The following is a 16,617-nucleotide window of genomic DNA, read 5'->3' on the forward strand; positions in this document are numbered from 1 at the left end:
AGCTAATGAGTAAGTGTGAGGAATAGGAATGAAGCCGCAAGACATTACGAATCGTAACTTTTTTTCATGAACATCTTAACGGAGAAATACATAAAGGATAGACCTACCGCGAAGTTCAATGCCTCCATGACCAAAGGTGTGACGAATACCTGCGTTAGGCTGCCGATGAAAGCAATCAGCGTGAGAAAGAGGACTGTAGACCCCAGCGCCCCCAGGCCAAAGATATAAATGTCACTCTTATGTAAATGTTCCTCAGTCAGCTTGGCGGAGAATACTCCGGCCCAGAACAGGATAGTGAGCGGATTAGAGGCCGTCAGCAGCAGGGTGTATATGAATGCGTTAGGGGTATCAGAGCCACCCGTGACGTCTAAACTGGGAATGAAGCTGAGTTCAAATACGCCGGCAATCATATTGGCACCAAAAATAAACAGGACAGCCGCTCCGAACAGCTTCAGGCCCCGCTTCATATTCGTTCGCGAGATCACCGAGGTTAACCCGAGAATGGCGGCTGTAATAAACAGCCCGTCCACAAGTGTGACTCCGAGCACCCCCGCTTCCGCTGAAATGAACCCTTGAGCTGCGGCAAGCTGGAATATAAAAATACATACCGGACCTACCGCAAGCTGCAGCAGCATCCCGAACCTCAGACCTTTTAGGAACATCATTCCGCCTGCCTCTCCATAAACTTTCCTATCATTATATGCAAGACCCCCTTTTTAAAGATAGTGGTTTTGATATACTTAGGCATATTACAACAGAAACGATGGTGGATATGAGAATTGTAGTTCAGAATCAGCCGATAGATTTTAACGTCACGTATAAAAATAGAAAAAAACTCTCCATTCATATCGATCCCATTGGCCTTGTAACCGTGAAGGCTCCCAAGGGAACAACCGAGGAGATGGTACTAAGTGCGGTGGAGCGGCATGGACCGTGGATATTAGAGCAATTGCATAAACTTGAAGAGGCCAGAAAGACCCCGGAGGCCAAGGAGTACCAGGACGAGGGGAAGTTCTTACATCTTGGTCAAGAGGTTCCGCTGCATGAGCTGATTGATACCGACGGTTTAAGCGAGGAAGAACTCAGAATCCAGCTTAAGAAGTTTTACTTCGCCAGCTGTAAGAAGATTGTAGGGAAGCGTATCGGCGATTATCAGGCGAAACTTGGCGTGAAGCCCAAGAGCATTGAGATCGTGGAATCCCGGACCAAGTGGGGAAGCTGCAGCTCGGACAAGAAACTGACTTTCAATTACCGTCTGGCAATGGCTCCGGTGGAAGTGATCGATTATGTCATTATCCACGAGCTGTGTCATCTGCTTCATATGAATCACGACAGATCCTTCTGGCGGCGGCTGGGCAGTATTATGCCGGATTATAAAGCTAAGGAAGAGTATCTGGCCCGGCACGGGCAGTTCATGACCCTATGAAATTTCAAGTTAGCCGCTCCGGTGTGTCCGGGGCGGTTCTTTGTGCTGCATCTACATCTCAAGGCGGATATGCAAATGGTCTTGAAGACGGTTCAGACCCGGCTCGTGTCCAGGGTATAATGAGGCTGCGAGCAAGACACAGGAAATTATCGGGAGGGATATCATGTCAGTGCTGGAGGTAGTGAATTTACAAAAGTCGTTCGGTCAGGTGCGAGCAGTTGAAGATATCAGCTTTTCAGTCGAAGCGGGCGAGGTCTTTACGATCATCGGGCCCAATGGTGCGGGCAAGACCACAACACTGGAGATGATTGAAGGATTACAGCAGCCGGATGCCGGATCAATTACAATAGACGGTCTCGTCTGGAGCAAGGATGAGAGCAAGATCAAGACCATCATCGGAGTTCAACCGCAGTCGGGAGCGCTGTTTGACCTGCTGACCGTAGCAGAGAATCTGGACTTATTTGCTTCCTTTTATCCCAAATCCAGAAGTACGGATGAAGTGCTGGAGATGATTAATCTGACAGAGCACCGCCGTAAAAGAGTCAAGTCCCTGTCCGGCGGGCAGCGGCAGCGTCTGGCGATCGGGCTGGCCATGGTCAGCGATCCGCGGATTATATTTCTGGATGAACCGACGACAGGCCTGGATCCCCAGGCACGCCGCAATATCTGGGACATTATTCTTAAGCTGAAGAGCCTCGGCACCACGATTATTTTGACAACCCATTACATGGAGGAAGCGGAGAAGCTAAGCGACCGTGTCTGTATTGTCGACCAGGGGACCATTATCAGTCTGGATACACCGGCCGCATTGATCGGCAGACTGACGAAAGAGCGGGAAGTCCGCCTGTCCTTCTTCGAAGGTCAGGAAGCGGCACGGCAGACCGAAGAAGCGATGACTTATCAGCCTTGTATTATCCGCATGGAGCGGGATGGCGCCAATCTGACGCTTTGGTCGGCTCAGCCGGAGCAGGCATTATATGAACTCCTGGGATACACCAAGGAGTGGGGATACCGGGTTGAGCATGTATCCATTCGCGAAATGAGTCTTGAAGATGTCTTTATTGCCTTCACCGGCAAAGAATGGAGGGACTAGGATGAGTACAGGCAGACAACTGAAGAAGCTGTTCACTGCACAGCTTAAAACGATGTTCCGTGAGAAGCAGGTGTGGTTCTGGAATTTATTCTTCCCTGTCATTCTGATGGTGGTATTCATGGTGATCTTTGGCGGCGGAGACAACAGCGATTTCAAGGCCAAGGTGGCTCTCGTGAAGCCACAGGCCAGCGCTTCTGCAGATCAACTGGAAGCCGGGCTGCGTCAAGTTCCGGTCTTCGAATGGAAGTCGGAGCAGCCAGTCAGTAAGGAGCAGGCGGATCAATGGATAAAGGAGAAAGACGTAGACGCAGTGATCATTCTTCCAGAAGGTGAAACGGGTGGTGCAGTACAGCTGCTCGTCAACGTGGAGAATGAGACCAACGCTACCTCCCAGGCCGTACGGGGTATTCTTGATCAGTCGCTGCAGCAGGCCAATTTCGCCGCGGCTGGAATTCAGCCAGCATTCACTTTGGAATCTTCAGTAGTGTCCAGCGGACGCAGCGATTTAAGCAGTGCCGATTTCCTGCTGACGGGGATGATCGCCCTGTCTGTTGCCCAGTCCGGTCTCTTTGGCATGGTGGATATGGTAGAAAGCCGCAGATCTGGCTTACTTAAGCGGCTGCGTATGACGCCTGCACGCATGGGATTGTACGGGGTTGGCGGCATGATGGTGCGCTTCGTGCTCAGCTTTGTCCAGATCGTATTGTTGACTGTAATCGGAGTGTTCGGGTTTGGAGCGAATCTTCATGTAGAGCTGCCTACCCTAATCGTGGCTTTCTTTGTAGGGGTTCTTGCCTTTAATGCCCTTGGGTACCTGATCTCTTCCTTCAGCAAATCCATTGAAGCCTACATGGGGATCGCGAATATCACCAGCTTCCTGATGATGTTCCTGAGTGGTGTATTTTTCGCTACCAGCACATTGCCGAATTGGTTGAAGCCCGTTACACAGCTATTGCCCCTCACTTATTTCGTGGAAGGCATGCGGGATGGCATGGTGTACGCATCTGGCATCCTGAGCGGAGAGTTCTGGGCAGGCATGGGCATCCTGATGTTGTGGGGAGTAGTGGCTTTTACCATCGGTTCACTAATCTACCGCAAAGGGAAAATAGAGGTGAGATAGATTATGATATACAGATCGTGCGGAATTACTTTTTTAAGATAAATAAATCCTTGGATAAGTCTTATCACTTGCAATTTCCCGGGTTATACTGTTACTGTTAGGTATTGTGTAATTCATGCAAGAGATGTGACTAAAGGGGATTGAAAGATATGGCAAATGAAGAATTGCAGGTTGACCTTCCGGAGAATTTCGGAGAATTGAAAAAAGCGGCGAACCGCACGTCCGACTGGAGAGCACGTTTGGCGGCTGTTGAAGAGCTGGCCGAGTGGAATAATAAACAAACGATCAGCATTTTGACACGTCTTGCCGCAAGTGATCCGGTATATACCGTTCAGGAAGCAGCTTACCAGAAGCTCAAAGCTTTTGGCGAGTCCGTAGCAGCACCCTCGAAGAACAGACCGGATCCGGTGAAGGGTCTCTCCAAGATTCTGCTCAGAATTAAGAAGAGCCTGCCCCAAGATCACACTTATGAAGAGTTTAAAGAGAAGCTGAAAAAGATGAGAATCGATATCTACGATGTGTACGAAGGCGAAAAAGGTGCGGAATTTGATACTTGGCTGGAAAAGCAATGGGCTGAAGTTTCGTCCGACAGACGGAGTAAATAAACAGACGCGGATCTCTGCGTGCCGAAATGAAACCCGTAAGGCTGACACTTGGTTAAAGTGTCTACCTTGCGGGTTATTTGTATTGATGATATCCAAATTTTAAAATGATTCTCAAGTCCTGTTTTTTATTAAATTTTAGGACTTTAGGTATATCTTAAATCTATATTTTGGGATATTATTTAATAATAGAAGTCATATTTTGGTGAATAGACCCGAATGGTAGGAGGGTTATTTACAATTTGGAGATTATGAAGATGAAACAAGATGCCAACGAGATTATTCGATTATCCAGCAGACAGGTCGGATCCAGAGCGGTGAAATGGATCGCAGGGGGATTTATACTGGGAGCCTCCATTAATTTCATAGCCAGGCTCTTTGAGGGAAGGCCGATGCTGGAAATATTAACAGTCAGCGGTCTTCTATTGGTCATGGGCGTACTGTTGTACTCGGCTACGCTTATGAAATTAAGCGACAAGGCGAGGACGCTTACCATTGGTACTATTGTTTCTCTAGCCATCCCTCTCATCACTTTAAGCTTCCTATACTGTGCCTCTATCACCGTATGGGCGTTTCCTTTTTTTATCATTATTCTGTTACTGGTAATCACTGACCGTAAAATGTTCTACGTGATCTCCCTTTCTATCATGCTCACGCAGGTAACCGTCTGGATTCTCAGGCCTCAGCTGGAGGTGCTGGTGAATACCGCAGATCATATTGCCCGGCTTAGTTTTTTTACACTTGCTTTGTGTGCCGCCTTGTTTGTGAATAAAGCTTTCACGAATAAATTCAGGGAAAACGCTTATCACATGAGTAAGATTGAGGAGTTGGCTTACCAGGATCATTTGACGGGTCTGCCGAACCGGCTTTTATTCTCGGATCATATCAAACAAGCTATTGAATCCTCCGAACAAGGGAATTCATTATTTGCAGTGCTGTACATCGACCTCGATGGTTTCAAAATGATCAATGATACGATGGGACATGAGAGTGGGGACAGGCTGCTGCAGGAGGCGGCCGCGAGGCTGAGGTGTACGCTTTCACATGACGATGTTATCGCCCGGGTTGGCGGCGATGAGTTTATGATCATGGTGCAGCGACTGGATAGCATGGATAACATACATATTCTGGCCCAACGCATTCTGAATTGCTTTTCCCCTATTTTCAGGTTAAACGGTCAGGACTGTGTAATCTCCTCGAGCATGGGCGTTGCCGTATATCCGGCGGATGGAGACGATGCGGAAACCCTGACCAAGAATGCGGATACCGCCATGTACGAAGCGAAAAGTCGAGGTAAAAACCAATATGTTCTTTGTCATAGTGCCATGAAGGATAAAGCTGAGGAGACCGTCAGGCTGACGCATCACTTGTATCGGGCGCTGGAACGGAAAGAGCTGGAACTATACTATCAGCCTCAGGTAAGCTGCGAAACGGGGCATATCAAAGGTATGGAAGCGTTGATCCGCTGGAGGCATCCTGAACTGGGCATGATTCCGCCTAGTGCGTTCATTCCGATTGCTGAACGTACGGGACTTATATTTCATATCGGTAGATGGGTTCTGTATACGGCCTGCCGGCAGAATAAGGCTTGGCAGGCTGCGGGAATTCCTCCAATCCGCGTAGGTGTGAATGTTTCGGTTTCTCAACTGCAGAACCCCGACTTTGTAACATTGGTTGAGCAAGTTCTTGCAGAGACAGGGCTGAGTCCTGAGTATTTGGAGCTTGAGATTACGGAGAGCATTGCCATGAAGGAGTCCTCTATTGAGGGTACATTGAACCGTCTGAAACAACTGGGAGTCTACTTGTCCATAGATGATTTCGGTACAGAATATTCCTCCCTTATGTATTTGAAGCGGCTGAATGTGGACCGGATCAAGATCGCCATGCCTTTTGTTCAGGGAATCGAGGCCTCTCGAAAAGACCAGGCTATAGCGAAAGCGATTATCGTACTCGGCAAGAGCATGGAGCTTGGGGTAATAGCAGAAGGAGTAGAGACCAAGGAGCAGCTTGAGTTTCTGAAAAGAGAGAAATGTGATGAAATCCAGGGTTACTATTTCTATAGACCAATGCCGTCCTCTGAAGTGGAAGAGTTGCTGGAATCCCGGTTTCTGCATCAAGGTTTAATGTAGCTGTTATTTCTGTCCTTCCTTGTGGGTAATATTAAGTATCGTGCTTTAGGAAAGGGAGGGTTCATAATGGCTAAATGGGCTATTGGACTAAAAGGCAGTAAGAGAGAAGGCGTTCTGCGGCTTACCTTATTTATTGTACTTACTTCTCTCATTTATACCGTCCGTGAGTACTCCTGGGCAATTGTGCTTGTCTCCTTAGTGGCAGTGTATTTCCTGATTACCGGAGCTTATCAATATTTATATTCGCCGAGAAATGAATGACCGTTATTAACCAGAGAGTTATCCTTCCCGGCCCGAAAGGGTACTGGAGGGTAACTCTTTTTTTGTGCAAGCAGGGGGGCGTTATCCATTATTCCAGTCCTAATGTTGACATTGAAAATTCGGATATGGTATATAGAAGTTAGCATTAGCACTCAGAGAGATGGAGTGCTAATATTAACGCGTAAGCGTAATTCTTCAATTTTCCACATTCGAAAGGAGATCTAAAGAAACCCATGGTGAAAAAAGAGTTTAAAGCCGAATCTAAACGATTGCTGGAGATGATGATTAACTCCATTTATACGCATAAGGAGATTTTCCTCAGAGAACTTATCTCCAATGCCAGTGACGCTATCGATAAAATCTATTACAAGGCACTCTCCGACGATAGTCTGGTGTTCAATAAAGAGGATTATTATATTAAAGTCGTGGCTGACAAGGGCAGCCGGACCTTGACCATTACCGATACAGGAATTGGCATGAGCAAGGAAGAGCTGGAGAACAATCTTGGCGTAATTGCGAAGAGCGGCTCCCTGGCGTTCAAGAAAGAGAACGAAGCCAAGGATGGACATAATATCATTGGCCAGTTCGGGGTCGGGTTCTATGCGGCCTTTATGGTTGCGGATATGGTTACAGTTACGAGTAAGGCACTGGGCAGCGATGAGGCTTTTAAGTGGGAATCACGTGGCGCTGACGGTTACACGATTGAGCCTGCCGAGAAGGCAACCGTAGGAACTGAGATTGTGCTTACGATAAAGGACAACACTGAAGATGAGCAGTATGATGAGTATTTGGAAGAATACCGCCTGAAGGCCATCATCAAGAAATACTCCGATTTCATCCGCTTCCCGATCAAGATGGAAGTGAAGGGCCGGAAGCCTGTGGAAGGCAGTGAAGGTGAGTTCGAGGATACACTTGAAGAGCAGACTGTGAACAGCATGGTGCCGATCTGGCGCAAGAACAAGAGCGAGCTGACCCAGGAAGACTACGAGAATTTCTATATGGAGAAACGTTACGGCTTTGACAAGCCGCTGAAACATATACACATTAGTGCGGATGGCGCTGTCGTGTACAACGCTATCCTGTTCATTCCGGAGAATACGCCGTTTGACTACTACACCAAGGAATATGAAAAAGGGCTGGAGCTGTACTCGAACGGCGTGCTGATTATGGATAAATGTTCGGATCTCTTGCCGGATTATTTCAGCTTTGTCAAAGGGATGGTGGATTCCGAGGATTTGTCCCTGAACATCTCCCGGGAACTGCTGCAGCATGACCGTCAGCTGACGCTGATTGCGAAGAATATCAAGAATAAAGTCAAAGGCCAGCTCCAAAGCCTGCTGAAGGAAGAAAGAGAGAAATACGAGCAGTTCTATAAATCGTTTGGCAGAGGCCTGAAATTCGGTGTCTACAGCGACTACGGCATGAATAAAGAGACACTGCAGGACCTCTTGATGTTCTACTCCTCCAAGGAGAAGAAGATGGTTACGCTGGACGAGTACGTATCCAGAATGCCGGAAGAGCAGAAGTATATCTACTATGCATCCGGTGAGTCTATTGAACGGATTGAGAAGCTCCCGCAAACCGAGCTGGTAGCTGACAAGGGTTATGAAATCCTGTACTTCACAGATGACATTGACGAATTCGCCATCAATACGATCATGAACTACAAGGAGAAGGAATTTAAATCTGTATCCAGCGGCGATCTCGGCATTGAAGCCGATGAGAAAGACAAACCGTCGGAAGCCGAAGAGAATGAGAACAAGGAATTGTTCGAAGCGATGAAAGGCATGCTCTCCGGTAAAGTGACGAATGTTAAAGCCTCCAAGCGCCTGAAATCCCATCCGGTCTGCCTGTCTACGGAGGGTGATGTCTCCATTGAAATGGAGAAGATTCTCAAGGCGATGCCGAACGGTCAAGACGTCAAAGCAAATAAGGTGCTCGAAATCAATATTAACCATGAGGTGTTTGGTTCTCTGAAGGCAGCTCACGCTAACGACAAAGAGAAGCTTGGACTGTATACCAATCTGCTGTACAACCAGGCACTACTGATTGAAGGTCTGCCTGTCGGCGATCCGGTAGAATTCACTAATGATATTTGCAAAATCATGGTTTAAACAATAAAGCCGCTCAAAATACCCCGTTATGGCTATAGGCCACGGCGGGGTATTTTGTTGTGACTGCCGACTTTTCATTTCAAATCACCCAGCACTCTATGTTACGATAGCGACAAGAAGTAAGGACAGGAGTGAGACCTTTGACAGCTAAATCCGATTGGAACAAAAATATCGTGCTTTTCCTCGCCAGCCAGACCTTGTCCCTATTCGGTTCATCCCTGGTTCAGTATGCCATCATGTGGTACATTACCCTGAATACGCAATCGGGCTTGATGATGACGATATCCATTATTTGCGGCTTTGTGCCGACGTTCTTCCTGTCTCCTTTTGCAGGAGTATGGGCGGACCGGTATAACCGCAAGCTGCTTATTGTGGTATCAGATTCGATGATTGCTTTATCTACGCTAGTGTTGGCTGTCCTGTTCCTGATGGGTTATGATGCCATGTGGCTGCTCTTTGTAGCTTCAGCGCTGCGTGCTCTGGGGACCGGTGTACAGACGCCCGCTGTAGGAGCGTTTATCCCTCAGCTAGTTGCCGAGGATAAGCTGACCAAGGTGAACGGCTTGAATGGCAGTATCCAGGCGCTGGTGATGTTGGTATCACCCATGCTCAGCGGGGCACTGCTTACCTTTGCCTCCATTGAGGCGATCTTTTTTATTGATGTCGTTACGGCGGCGATTGCGGTTGCAGTGATGCTAATATTTCTGCATGTGCCGGTTCATGCCAAAGCCGCACAGCAGCAGACGGTAAGCTATTATAATGACCTGCGTCTCGGATTTACCTATATTAAGAACCATAACTATATCCGGGCATTCTTTACGTTCTGTGCTTTTTTCTTTATTCTTGCGGCTCCGGTGGCCTTTCTGACCCCGCTCCAGGTGAACCGTTCATTCGGGGAGGAGATATGGCGGCTGACCGCAATCGAGATTGCCTTTTCCCTCGGGATGATGAGCGGCGGCCTGTTCATGGCTTCCTGGGGCGGATTCCGCAACCGCGTACATACGATGACACTAGCAAGTGTCGTCATCGGAGCAGGTACGTTCGCGCTCGGATGGATTCCGGTATTTTGGATTTACCTGCTTGTTATGGGGTTTGTCGGTGTGGCCATGCCGATGTTCAATACCCCCTCCACCGTGATGCTGCAGGAGAAGGTGGAACCGGACTATCTAGGCAGAGTATTCGGAGTGATGGGAATGATCTCAAGCTCCATGATGCCCCTCGGCATGCTGGTGTTCGGGCCTATGGCGGATTACGTGCGCATCGAATGGATGCTGATTGGTACCGGGCTGCTACTATTCATCCAGGGGCTGTTCCTGTTGACCAATAAAGTGCTGCTGAAGGCCGGAGAACCAGCCCCACAGATGGAGACTTAACGGCTTAATAAAGGAGGGCAAATACGTTGGATACGATGGATGCCATAGCCCAAGTTCCGGGTTACGAGGACTGGAAGATCGCCGAGCCTGTTCTCAAGGGCTGGTCTGATGACAAGAAGTATTATATCGAAGACAGGTTAGGCCGGAAGCTTCTTCTTCGGCTCGCGGACAGCAAGAAGTATGCGGCCAAAGAGGCGGAGTATGAGTTCATTCAGCGGATGAACCAGCTTGCGTTCCCGATGTCACGGGCAGTGGACTTTGGATTAACCCGGGGTGGGCAGAATGTGTACATGCTGCTGACTTGGGTCGAAGGCGTCTCCCTGCACGAATGTATACATTCTCTGCCGGAAGCGCGGCAGTATGAGCTGGGTATCGAAGCCGGGAAAATATTGAAACAGATGCATTCCGTCCCGCACTCCGGTGATGATCCCGTATGGGGGAACTGGATGAAGAATAGAATCCTTTCTCGGGTGGAGCAGTATGAAAGCTGTCCCTACCGGGTTCACGGGGATGAACGTGTGATTGCCTATGTGCGCGATAACATCAGTCAGCTGGATCATGTGAAGCAGGTCTACCGCCACGGGGACTTCCATATCGGCAATCTGATTTATACCGCAGAGGGCGGGATTGGGGTTATTGATTTCAACCGCTGTGACAGCGGGGATTATGTGGAAGATTTCTATAAAGTGCAGATGTTCGACAGAGAGCACAGTATTGCTTTTGCCAAGGGGAAGATAGAAGGGTACTTTGAAGGCAGCCCACCCGTGGAATTCTGGAGAAGACATGCGCTTTATGTGGCGTATTCGGCGCTGTACTCTATTATTTGGGCTATCCCGTTTGGCCCGTCCGATGTCGAAGGCATGATTGAGCGCTACCAGACAGCGTTCACGGATTATGATGATTTCACGCGGATTATTCCGCGCTGGTACGCTGAAAGTCTTTGAACATCCAGGTAGCCATAAGAGGAGGTCTCAGACATGTCGATTTCAACTACAATCATTATCCGGCTGGATATTCGTAAATCGGTAGCATCTTTTGGAGACGTTGCATCTGTAATTACGGTAGCCGGCGGGGATATTGTTGCGATAGACGTAATCCGTGCAGGCAAGGAGGTCACCACCCGGGATATCACCGTGAACGTGCAGGATGCAGGGAATGAAGAAGTGACCCGGAGGCTATCCGCTATGCCGGGGATCAAGGTGATCAATGTGTCGGACCGGACCTTTCTTGCGCATCTGGGCGGCAAGATTGAAATCACGCCCAAGATGCCGATCAAGAACCGGGAAGAGCTGTCACAGGTATATACTCCCGGGGTTGCCCGCGTATGTATGGCGATTGCCGAAGATCCGGGAAAAGCGTATTCGTTGACTATGAAGCGCAACACAGTAGCCATTGTTACCGACGGTACAGCTGTTCTGGGCCTCGGGGATATCGGTCCGGAAGCTGCGATGCCAGTGATGGAAGGCAAGGCGATGCTGTTCAAGCAGCTGGCGGGGATCGATGCCTTTCCGCTCTGTCTGAACACGAAGGATACGGAAGCGATTATCGCACACGTGAAGGCGGTATCACCGGGCTTCGGCGGTATTAACCTCGAGGACATTGCCTCCCCCCGTTGCTTTGAGATCGAACGCCGGCTTGCTGCCGAGCTGGACATTCCTGTCTTTCATGATGACCAGCACGGCACGGCTATCGTTGCCCTAGCTGGGCTCTTGAACGCGCTTCAAGTGGTCGGCAAGTCGATTGAGTCGGTCCGGATCGTTGTTGCAGGTATTGGGGCTGCTGGTGTGTCGATCTGCAGTCTGCTGCTCGCGGCGGGCGCCCGTAACATTATTGCCGTTGACCGGGAAGGGATTCTGCGTAAGGGAGAACATTACGATAACCCGGAATGGCAGCGTCTTGCGGAAGCGACGAACCCGGATGAGGTGACCGGGGATCTGAGCGATGCGATGCGAGGAGCGGATGTGTTCATCGGGGTCTCCCGGGGAGGGATTGTGACGGAGCAGCATGTCATGGATATGGCTGCAGACGCCATCGTGTTCGCCATGGCTAATCCAACCCCGGAGATCGATCCAGAGCTGGCAGAACATCATGTCCGTGTCTTGGCGACAGGTAGAAGTGATTACCCGAATCAGATCAACAATGTTCTGTGCTTTCCGGGTATTTTCCGGGGCGCTTTAGACTGCCGGGCCAGTGTGGTTAATCTGGAGATGAAGCTGGCTGCTGCCAAAGCCATCGCCGGGGTAGTCCATCCTGATGAATTGAATGAGCAATACATCATTCCAAGTATTTTTAACGAAAAAGTGGTGGAAGAGGTACGATACGCGGTCATAAAGGCAGCCATTGCGACCGGGAAAGCCCGGCGGATTCCGCCGGATTTTAATGAGTGACGGAAAGAACGACCATAAATATAGAAATGATAGGTGAAGAGATGGTTTTACTGGGAGCGCTGGTGAATGGGATCACTGTAATCTTCGGTACGCTGCTTGGGCGCTTACTGCGCAGAATACCGGAAAGTATGAAAACTACGGTAATGAACGCGATTGGCCTGGCGATTATCGTCTTGGGCATACAAATGGGTTTTAAGAGCAATAATTTTCTCATCGTCATATTAAGTCTCGTGATCGGGGCAGTCATCGGGGAGCTTATCTCACTGGAGGACAAGTTCACCCGCGTCGGGAACTGGCTGGAGAAGACGATTGGTTCGAACGAGCCAGGAAGTATCTCGCAGGGGTTTATCACGGCAAGTCTGGTGTTTGTGGTCGGTGCCATGGGGATACTCGGTGCATTGGACAGCGGCATCAAAGGAAACCATGATATCCTGTATACCAAGGCGATTATGGACGGATTCATCTCTATCATCCTTACGACGACACTAGGGATTGGAGTAATGTTCTCGGCTATTCCCATCATTCTCTACGAAGGGGCCATAGCCTTATTCGCTACACAGATTAGCCGTTTCATGCCGGATGAGCTGCTCAACCAGTGTATTGCTGAACTGACGGCTACCGGCGGTATCATGATTGCAGCCATTGGCTTTAATCTGCTGGGGATGACGAAGATCAAGGTAGCGAACCTGATCCCGGGGATCGTAGTGGCTGTGTTGATGGTGGCGGGATTGTATATCTTTTAGTGAAATATCAGACAAAGGAATGAAGACATGCTAACAACCAAATTTAATGAATACCTTGATCTGTCTGCACAGCTGCGGCCGGAATACGTGGAGAGTCTGGGAGCATCGGCAGCAGAATACGGCAAGCCAATTACAGATATAGTGCCGGATGCACCTGAACTTCTCAAGGCTATTTACAGCGCGGTCTCTGGGACAAGCGAGAAAGTAGAGGATGCAAGCCTGATTGAGTTCATACCGGGCTACAAGCTGATCCATATTGACGAATACGCTGATAAGCTGGAAGAAGTGTTGGGAATTTTGAAGGGAAAGGACTGGGACGGCAAAGGAATTGTTCTGCCGATTCTCACCAACTACAGCAGCGACTTCATCTGTTATTACCGGTCAGAGGATGGAGTAGAGCAGGTATGTGACTTGCTGCATGACTTTGGTGATTTAACGGTTATGTTTGATTCACCGGTAGCTTTCCTGGAGACACTGTGCCAGTTCTACAGACAAGAGGTGTATTTCCTGGACGAAGACGGTTATCTGGACTGCGATCTTATTAAAGAAGGCGAAGTAGGGGCAGAGCTGAATCCGGCTGCGATTTATTGGTCGGAGTAGATTTGATTGAAATTGTAACTATTTGACATTTGCAATATATATTATACGGCGGCTTGATTCTGGTATTTACGGACAAGCCGCCGTTTTTATTTTGGAAAAGTGCGAATGTTGTCATATCAAGTCGTCTTACATCAATTTTTAGGTTAAAAAAAGGATATTTATGTTATCTGTCGAATTTGTGAACGAAAGACTCGAATCTTTTATCGAGTATCCATGTGTGAGGCGGCCCTGTCTGTATAACTTGTTTAAATGGGATAAAAGATTGGCACTGAAGGGAGGAATAGAGTAAGGCTTCGTTATTGGTTGAAGATGATAGATAACGTATACAGGGAGGCTTAACTTGTGATCCAATTATTGAAACGGAACAAAAGTAAGACTGCTGAAAGTTGGACTTTACCCAGGAAGGGCCGGGTGGTTTTTTTAGCGTGTATCATCGTATTCTCGAATGTATCTCCTTTAAAGGCAGTTGCTTCTTCTCCTGTAGATGAGAACTTTGAGAGTTATTCACACAGTGGAAATACCACGAATAGCAGAACACTTGGAAGCTTGATTTATTCTTCCAATGGAACATCTCAGGTGGATATTATCGATGATACTGATGCATTTTTAGGTGAGCACATTGACGGATTTGATGATCATAGCGTCATTAATGATTTCAAGTGGGATGCTAGCGACAGCATAACCTATTTCGAATTCGCTTCGGCTGATCTAAGCAATGATTTCAGACTTGTCTCATTGAATGCCAATGTGGTAGATCAAGACAGTGCGCAGGTCTATGAAATTACCGGGTACAATGGTGGGTCAGGAATGAGTCCGGTAGTCACCGTTAGCGGATTCGACTTTGGTACTTCTGGAGACTATGGCAGCGGAAGTAGTGCAATTACGTATACCAAGGAACCTAGCGTATACAGAGCAGGCGCACTTTCTTTCGGAAGCGATTGGGATCATATTGATACTGTCCGTTTTACAAGAACAGATAATACTGGCTCGGGAGTTACAATGATTATCGATAACATCGACTTTGAAAATCCGACTTCAGGGCCGGTCTTTACTTCATCAGCTACGGCAACGTTTGCCGAGAATGCCTCAGGAACGGTATATTCTGCTGTGGCAACTGGAACTGGGACGATAACCTATTCCCTTACCGGTGGGGCCGATCAGAGCAAATTTAATATCAATTCATCTACAGGGGCATTAACTTTTAAGGGCGCGCCTGATTACGAGACGCCTACGGACGCAGGTACCAATAATGTTTATGATGTGATAATTACCGCTACCGATAATAACGGCAGTAGTATTCACAATGTTGCGGTAACGGTGACTGGTGTAAATGATGTGAACTTCTCTACGGCAGATAATGCCAGTATCGTGAACAATGTGCTGACCAAAACCGTTACTGCCGGGAATACGGCCGATATCTCATTGTACCCTGAGGATTTAGTTACAGGTTATTTGAGTGTGTATGCCCCGAATGAGAACGCCGGATTCCCTGGAGGCATCTATGCATATTCTGGAATAGGCTCTACCGTTACCTTATATATTACAGCGGAGAGCGGGTATACCTTTGATTTATCCAGTTTTAAATTTGCTGCCGATAAAACAACTTGGAACATGTCTTCGGTGGATGTTAGCTTCACATCAGGAGGTGTACCCCACAACGATTCTTATGCAGTCAATCAAGATGGTACATTGGGGTATTCCATCGTCAACTCTTTTACAAATGCGGTTAATGATGTTACTCAAGTCATATTGACTGTAAGTGGCTACACGGAGTTCCAGGATATCGAAATTACAGACATCAAACCTGTGGCTGATAGCACAGCCCCTGTCTTTGATATCACTCCTAATGTTTCAAATGTGGCAGCCACTGCTTTTGATCTCTCGGCCAGTATCGATGAAGCCGGTAAGATTTATTATGTTGTTGTAGGGGATGGACAGACTGCACCAACGGCAGCGCAAGTGAAATCAGGTGTTACGTATAGCGGCGTAAGCATTCTTGCAAGTGGATCGAATATTGTGGGTTCAGGGCCTTATAGCCATACGTTTAACGTTTCCGGACTTACCTCCGGTACTGCTTACGATGTTTATGCTGTGGCAGAAGATGATGAGGGACTGCCAAATCTGCAGGGAGCCCCAGTCAAACTGGATGTGTCTACTTTAGTAGTTCAAGCGGCTCCGGTAGCATCTAGTGTGAGCATATCCGGAACGGCGCAGGTGGGACAGACGCTGACGGGCAGTTACACGTATAATGATGCGAACACTGATCTTGAAGGAACGAGCACATTCAAGTGGTATCGTGCGGATGATACCTCCGGAACGAACAAGGCAGCGATTTCAGGAGCGACGAGTTCCACGTACACGCTCCAAGCAGATGATCTGGCGAAGTTCATCAGCTTTGAAGTGACGCCGGTGGCGCAGACAGGGACAACAACCGGAACGCCGGTGGAAAGTGCGAGAACAGCGGTGGTTGTAGCGGGAGAAGCAGCTCCGGTAGCATCCAGTGTGAGCATATCCGGAACGGCGCAGGTAGGACAGACGCTGACGGGCAGTTACACGTATAGTGATGCGAACACGGATCAAGAAGGAACGAGTACGTTCAAGTGGTACCGGGCGGATGATATCTCTGGAACGAACAAGACAGCGATAGCGGGGGCAACGAGTTCCACGTACACGCTCCAAACTGTGGATCTGGCGAAGTTCATCAGCTTTGAAGTGACGCCGGTGGCGCAGACAGGGACAACAACCGGAACGCCGGTGGAAAGTGCGAGA

At 48.5% G+C, this 16,617-nt stretch carries 14 protein-coding genes; 13 read left to right on the forward strand and 1 reads right to left on the reverse strand.

The features are described 5' to 3' along the window. Positions 1 to 44 precede the first annotated feature (44 nt). Entirely contained in the window at positions 45 to 665 is a 621-nt protein-coding gene (locus ACAN55_RS17085) for a LysE family transporter (protein WP_379135355.1), read from the reverse strand. Between the two features lie 107 nt (positions 666 to 772). On the opposite strand from ACAN55_RS17085, the gene ACAN55_RS17090 reads away from it, so the two are divergent. From ACAN55_RS17090 to ACAN55_RS17150, 13 genes are all read left to right on the forward strand, one after another. Then, positions 773 to 1,426, forward strand: a complete 654-nt coding sequence (locus ACAN55_RS17090; protein ID WP_379135357.1) for a M48 family metallopeptidase — start codon at positions 773 to 775, stop codon at positions 1,424 to 1,426. A gap of 163 nt (positions 1,427 to 1,589) precedes the next feature. Continuing rightward, positions 1,590 to 2,519: an ABC transporter ATP-binding protein gene (locus ACAN55_RS17095; RefSeq protein WP_379135359.1), complete on the forward strand. Its 930-nt coding sequence runs from the start codon at positions 1,590 to 1,592 to the stop codon at positions 2,517 to 2,519. A 1-nt stretch (position 2,520) separates the two neighbouring features. Continuing rightward, complete coding sequence (locus tag ACAN55_RS17100) at positions 2,521 to 3,639, forward strand: ABC transporter permease (protein WP_379135362.1); 1,119 nt, start codon at positions 2,521 to 2,523, stop codon at positions 3,637 to 3,639. A gap of 149 nt (positions 3,640 to 3,788) precedes the next feature. Continuing rightward, the gene (locus ACAN55_RS17105) at positions 3,789 to 4,244 is read left to right on the forward strand and encodes a HEAT repeat domain-containing protein (protein WP_379135365.1); all 456 of its coding nucleotides are present in this window, start codon (positions 3,789 to 3,791) and stop codon (positions 4,242 to 4,244) included. A 248-nt stretch (positions 4,245 to 4,492) separates the two neighbouring features. Further along, positions 4,493 to 6,370 (forward strand): putative bifunctional diguanylate cyclase/phosphodiesterase, encoded by a 1,878-nt coding sequence (locus tag ACAN55_RS17110; protein WP_379135368.1) that lies wholly within the window; start codon positions 4,493 to 4,495, stop codon positions 6,368 to 6,370. 66 nt (positions 6,371 to 6,436) lie between these two features. After that, the gene (locus ACAN55_RS17115) at positions 6,437 to 6,631 is read left to right on the forward strand and encodes a hypothetical protein (protein ID WP_379135371.1); all 195 of its coding nucleotides are present in this window, start codon (positions 6,437 to 6,439) and stop codon (positions 6,629 to 6,631) included. A gap of 233 nt (positions 6,632 to 6,864) precedes the next feature. Further along, a complete protein-coding gene (gene htpG / locus ACAN55_RS17120) occupies positions 6,865 to 8,745 on the forward strand; it encodes a molecular chaperone HtpG (RefSeq protein ID WP_379135374.1) in 1,881 nt (626 codons plus the stop codon). A gap of 140 nt (positions 8,746 to 8,885) precedes the next feature. Next, on the forward strand, positions 8,886 to 10,118 hold the full coding sequence (locus tag ACAN55_RS17125) for an MFS transporter (protein WP_379135377.1): 1,233 nt from the start codon (positions 8,886 to 8,888) through the stop codon (positions 10,116 to 10,118). 35 nt (positions 10,119 to 10,153) lie between these two features. Beyond that, on the forward strand, positions 10,154 to 11,062 hold the full coding sequence (locus tag ACAN55_RS17130) for a phosphotransferase family protein (RefSeq protein WP_379135396.1): 909 nt from the start codon (positions 10,154 to 10,156) through the stop codon (positions 11,060 to 11,062). 33 nt (positions 11,063 to 11,095) lie between these two features. Continuing rightward, a complete protein-coding gene (locus tag ACAN55_RS17135) occupies positions 11,096 to 12,505 on the forward strand; it encodes an NAD-dependent malic enzyme (RefSeq protein ID WP_379135379.1) in 1,410 nt (469 codons plus the stop codon). 41 nt (positions 12,506 to 12,546) lie between these two features. Further along, positions 12,547 to 13,248: a DUF554 domain-containing protein gene (locus tag ACAN55_RS17140; RefSeq protein WP_379135398.1), complete on the forward strand. Its 702-nt coding sequence runs from the start codon at positions 12,547 to 12,549 to the stop codon at positions 13,246 to 13,248. Positions 13,249 to 13,275: 27 nt separating this feature from the next. Beyond that, the gene (locus ACAN55_RS17145; RefSeq protein WP_379135382.1) at positions 13,276 to 13,848 is read left to right on the forward strand and encodes an SMI1/KNR4 family protein; all 573 of its coding nucleotides are present in this window, start codon (positions 13,276 to 13,278) and stop codon (positions 13,846 to 13,848) included. A 411-nt stretch (positions 13,849 to 14,259) separates the two neighbouring features. Next, positions 14,260 to 16,617: hypothetical protein (locus tag ACAN55_RS17150; protein WP_379135385.1), on the forward strand; the 2,358-nt coding region annotated here is incomplete at its 3' end.

The sequence above is a fragment of the Paenibacillus oryziterrae genome (assembly GCF_042610485.1).
GTDB lineage: Bacteria > Bacillota > Bacilli > Paenibacillales > Paenibacillaceae > Paenibacillus_AQ.